Genomic DNA, 4,056 nt, shown 5'->3' with positions numbered 1-4,056 from the left:
CCCGGGACGTGGTGTTCCTGACCGGCGACATCCACACCTCGTGGGCCAACGAGGTCACCACCCGCGCCACCGGGTCGACGAACCCGGCCGCCGCCCGGCCGCCTGAGCCGCCCGCCGCAACGACAGGTGCCGGCCCCGTTCGAGAACGGAACCGGCACCTGTCGTGTGGTGCGGGTGAGGTCAGGCCGCGCGGTAGGCGTTCCACGCGGTGAGCATGCGGCTCGCCTGGCCGGCGGTGAACTGGTACATGCAGGAGTCGTAGGTGTAGTCCATGAAGTTGGTGATCGGGTCCTTGCCGGCGGTGGAGCAGGTGTCCCGGCCGGTCGGGCACTCGTACGCCGGCGACGCCTCGGCGGGAGTGTCGGAGACGCTGTCACCCGAGCCGGAGCAGCCGCCCTGGAAGGTGTGGTAGAGGTTCAGCCAGTGGCCGACCTCGTGGGTGCCGGTGTCGCCCTGGTTGTAGTTGGTCGCCGTGCCGCCGGGCAGCGACTCGCTGAGCACGACAACGCCGTCCATGCTGTCCAGCTTCCGCTTCGGGAAGGTCGCCCAGCCGAGCAGGCTGTCGCTCAGTTCGCCCAGGTAGATGTTGAGGGTGTTCTTGCCACCCTCGCGCAGCGAGGTCTTCATCGAGCGCTCGGCCGAGGAGCCCTGCACGATCGGGTACCACGACGGGTTCGTCACCCGGTTGATCTTCGTGAGCTGGAACGAGAACGCGGTGGCCGCGCCGCCGGTCGAGCCCGCGTACGACTGGTTGAGCACGCTGATCTGCTGGGTGATCAGCGAGTCCGGGATGTTGCCGCCGGCCCGGGTGCTGTTCTCCTGGATCACGTGCACCACGACCGGGATGGTCACGGAGGCCAGCGGGGTGACGGTCGGACCGGTCCGGAAGTTGGCCCGCTCGCGCTGCGCGGCGGCGAGGTCGGCCTCCCGCTCGCGCACCTGCTTGGCGGTCAGCTCGTTCGGGTCGAGCCGGGGGTGGCCGCCCTTGGCGACACGGGCGTCGGCGTGGCCGTGGGCGTCGGCCGGCTCGGCGCAGACGCCGGCCGGCGCGGCCGAGAAGGCCGAGGCAGCGGGAACGACGCCGACGGCGGCGGTGCTGAGCAGCAGCGCCAGGGTCGACGTCGCGACACCGGCGGTACGCCGGGTCAGCAGGTTGGGACGGAGTCCCATGGGCCCACCTCTTTCTGACGGCGTGGCAGGGGGTGTGTCACGCCGAGTCGGAAACGTGGAGCAGACGTTACATCCCATCGACGGATTTGAGAACGACCATATGTTGCCGGAATGCAACATCCTTGATCCACTTCGTCGCGGCGGCGGGGCGGGGGTGCCTGGGTGCACGGGAGCGGTGACCTCAGGTACAGTGGTGCCGCCTGCGGGTGTAGTTCAATGGCAGAACATCAGCTTCCCAAGCTGACAGTGCGGGTTCGATTCCCGTCACCCGCTCCAGCACGAAGGCCCTGGTCAGGACGTGAGTCCCGGCCAGGGCCTTCGACGTTGCTACGCCCCGCCCGCGGCGGCGAGGAGCATCAGCAGGTCTGGATCCAGCGGGACCTGACGCCCGCGTCCAGCGTCACCTCGTCACCCGCGGCCACGGTGACCCAGTCGGTGTGGCCGTAGTTGGCGCCACCGGTCTCGTTCCAGTAGTAGATCAGGTCCGAGTCGACCGAGTCGATGAAGTCGTGCGGGTCGTACACGTGGAACTGCACCCGGTAGGTGCCCGGGCGGACGTACGCGGTGAAGGTGCCGTCGGGGTTGATGGTGGTCAGCCCGCCCGTGCCGGACTGGTCGGGAGCCGGCACCACGTCGATGCGGGAGATCCCCTCGTAGCCGACCGGGGCGCCCGCCTCGCACGTGTCCCGTACGCGGTTGTTGTTGCCGTCCACCCAGACGATGCCGCGGACGATCGCCCCCTGCTCGACCGTGACGGTGTGCCGCGCCGTGTTGTTCTCCAGGGTCGTCTCCGGCGACGTCGTCGCCGCGGTCGCCACCATCGTCACGACGTCGCCGACGGTGGTGGAGGTGAGGATCCCGCCGTAGTACAGCTGCTCGCTCGTCTCGCCCGCCCGCAGTGGGCCGTGGACGCAGCGCCAGCCGGTCCGGCCGTCGGCGACACCGTCGCCGAACGCGCAGTCCCATCCCTCGCTCCACGTCTCCGAGCCCTGCATCCCGGCCGGTACCGGGATGGTGACGGTCACCTCGCCCGAGGGGGAGTTCCCGGAGTTCCGGAGGGCCGTGGAGACGTTCACGTACTCGTTCGGGAGGAGCTGTTGGGTGGTCGTGGCGGGCACGAACTCGAGGTCCACCGTGCTGGGGACGTAGCGCACGCTCGCCTGGCCGACGTTGTTGGCGGTCGACGACTCCGGACCGGTCGATGCCTTGGCGGAGACGGTCAGTGTGTCGCCGGCGGTACCGCTCGGGAGCCCGACCGGGATCCTCAGCGCGTCGGCGACCTCGCCGGCGGCCAGCGGGGCGTGGGTGCACGTCGCGGTGCCCAACAGGTCACACGTCCAGCTCGGTGGCACCGAGAACCCGTCGGTGGCGAACCAGGCGCCCGCCGGCAGCGTGAACGCCACGGTCACGGTCTGGCTGGCCTTGGCGCCGGAGTTGCGGACGTCGAGGGTCAGGGTCGACCAGCCACCGCTGGCCGGCACCTCGACGGGGTCGGCGGAGGCGGTGACCACGAGGTCCGCCCGGGCGGGGGCGGCGCTCGCCGGGCCGGTGGGCAGCAGGCCGGCGGTGAGTCCGGCCAGCGCGCCGACCAGGAGAGTGCCACGGAGCAGGTGCCGGCGGGTGGAGCGGAGGTGAACGGACATCAGGTCCTCACGTCGGAGGGAATCGACCGGGCCGGCGGCCCGGTCCTCGGGATCGTCGGCGTCCCATTGATGGAGCGCCACGGTCGTGACCGTCATTACGTCGGCGCCGGCATGATCCGGGAACTGAGCGGGGTCGGCGTGGGACCGAGCGGGCGGCTACCGTGAGCACAGTGGATGGACAGCTCGTCACGGCGGTCATGTCTCTCAGCGGAGTCGTGCTCGGCGGCGGTTTCTCCTGGCTCGTGCAGTCCCAGACGCAGCGCATGAGCGCACGCACCGAGCAGCGCAGGCAGGACGTCGCCCGGGCCGACGCCCGACGCGTCGAACGACTCACCCATCTGGAACGGTTCGTCGCCGTGGCCGCCGACGCGGAACGCCTCGCCTTCGAGCGCCCCGCCGACTGGGTTCCCGGTGAACCCTGGCCTGTCGCCGCCCAGGAGACGATGAAGCAGCTCTGGGTCGCCGGCAGCATGCTTCAGGTGCTCTTCCCGTCCGACGTCCACACCTGCGCGCGGGTCTACTTCCAGCGGATCAACCGGGCGGTCTGGGACGGCGTGCCCGACCTGGAGGCCCTCTACCCGGCGCTCGACGAACTGCGCGACGCGTTCCTCACCGCGGCCCGCTCGACCCTCGACTGACACTCCCGGGCGTCGTCCAGCCCACGCGGCGCGTCGGTCGCCCGCCCTGGCCGGGACGCGCGTCCCGGCCAGGGCGTTGGTCATGTCGAGGGCGTCGGTCGGCTCAGGTGTCGGGCGAAGAACCGGTTCCCGTCGTCGCCCTCGTGCCGCGGGACGCCTGTGTGCCCGCCCATGTTGGCGTGCAGCGTCTTCTCCGCGGAGCCGAACGCGTCGAACAGGTCCAGCGCCAACTGCCTGTCGTTCCCCTCGTCGTCCCACTGCAACAGGACCAGCAGCGGGATGGTGACCTGCCGGGCCTCCCCGAACATGACCCGGGGCACGTAGCTGCCGGCGAACAGCACGGCGGCCGAGATGCGTGGCTCGACCACCGCCAGCCGCACGCCGATGGCGATCACGCCGCCCGCGTACCCGATCGGGCCGTCGATCCCGGGCAGCGCGAGGAGCGCGTCGAGGGCGGCGCGCCACTCGGGGACCGCCTGGTCGACCAGGGGGAGGACGAGCCGCTCGACGACCTCGTCGGCCACCGGCTCGCCGGCCTGGATCGCCCGGCGCAGGTCGGCGCGGGCCTGTTCGGCGGCGGCGGATCGGGGCCGGTCGCCGGCGCC

Annotated in this window: 4 protein-coding genes and 1 tRNA gene; 2 read left to right on the top strand and 3 right to left on the bottom strand. The window is 71.3% G+C overall.

What is annotated here, in order from left to right:
* Positions 1-180: 180 nt before the first annotated feature.
* Entirely contained in the window at positions 181-1,170 is a 990-nt protein-coding gene (locus tag HUW36_RS27350) for a zinc metalloprotease (RefSeq protein WP_174530771.1), read from the bottom strand.
* Between the two features lie 202 nt (positions 1,171-1,372).
* On the opposite strand from HUW36_RS27350, the gene HUW36_RS27345 reads away from it, so the two are divergent.
* A tRNA-Gly gene (locus tag HUW36_RS27345) sits at positions 1,373-1,446 on the top strand.
* A gap of 80 nt (positions 1,447-1,526) precedes the next feature.
* Here HUW36_RS27345 and HUW36_RS27340 read toward each other — a convergent pair.
* Positions 1,527-2,813 carry a DUF11 domain-containing protein gene (locus HUW36_RS27340; protein ID WP_174530770.1) on the bottom strand — a complete coding sequence of 429 codons (1,287 nt, stop codon included), beginning with the start codon at positions 2,811-2,813 and terminating at the stop codon, positions 1,527-1,529.
* A 170-nt stretch (positions 2,814-2,983) separates the two neighbouring features.
* Between HUW36_RS27340 and HUW36_RS27335 the strand changes: the two genes are divergently transcribed.
* Complete coding sequence (locus tag HUW36_RS27335; protein ID WP_217428885.1) at positions 2,984-3,451, top strand: hypothetical protein; 468 nt, start codon at positions 2,984-2,986, stop codon at positions 3,449-3,451.
* 80 nt (positions 3,452-3,531) lie between these two features.
* Here HUW36_RS27335 and HUW36_RS27330 read toward each other — a convergent pair.
* A partial coding sequence (locus HUW36_RS27330; RefSeq protein WP_174530769.1) for an alpha/beta hydrolase occupies positions 3,532-4,056 on the bottom strand: 525 nt, incomplete at its 5' end.

The sequence above is a fragment of the Micromonospora maritima genome, from assembly GCF_902825405.1.
Lineage (GTDB): Bacteria > Actinomycetota > Actinomycetes > Mycobacteriales > Micromonosporaceae > Micromonospora > Micromonospora maritima.
Note: the sequence above shows the minus strand (reverse complement) of the source record. Positions and strands in the feature narration are given on the sequence as shown.

What these genes read in the sequence shown, in the direction of transcription:
- HUW36_RS27350 (WP_174530771.1), bottom strand. Translation starts at nt 1,170, where the DNA reads ATGGGACTCCGTCCCAACCTGCTGACCCGGCGTACCGCCGGTGTCGCG.
- HUW36_RS27340 (WP_174530770.1), bottom strand. Translation starts at nt 2,813, where the DNA reads ATGTCCGTTCACCTCCGCTCCACCCGCCGGCACCTGCTCCGTGGCACT.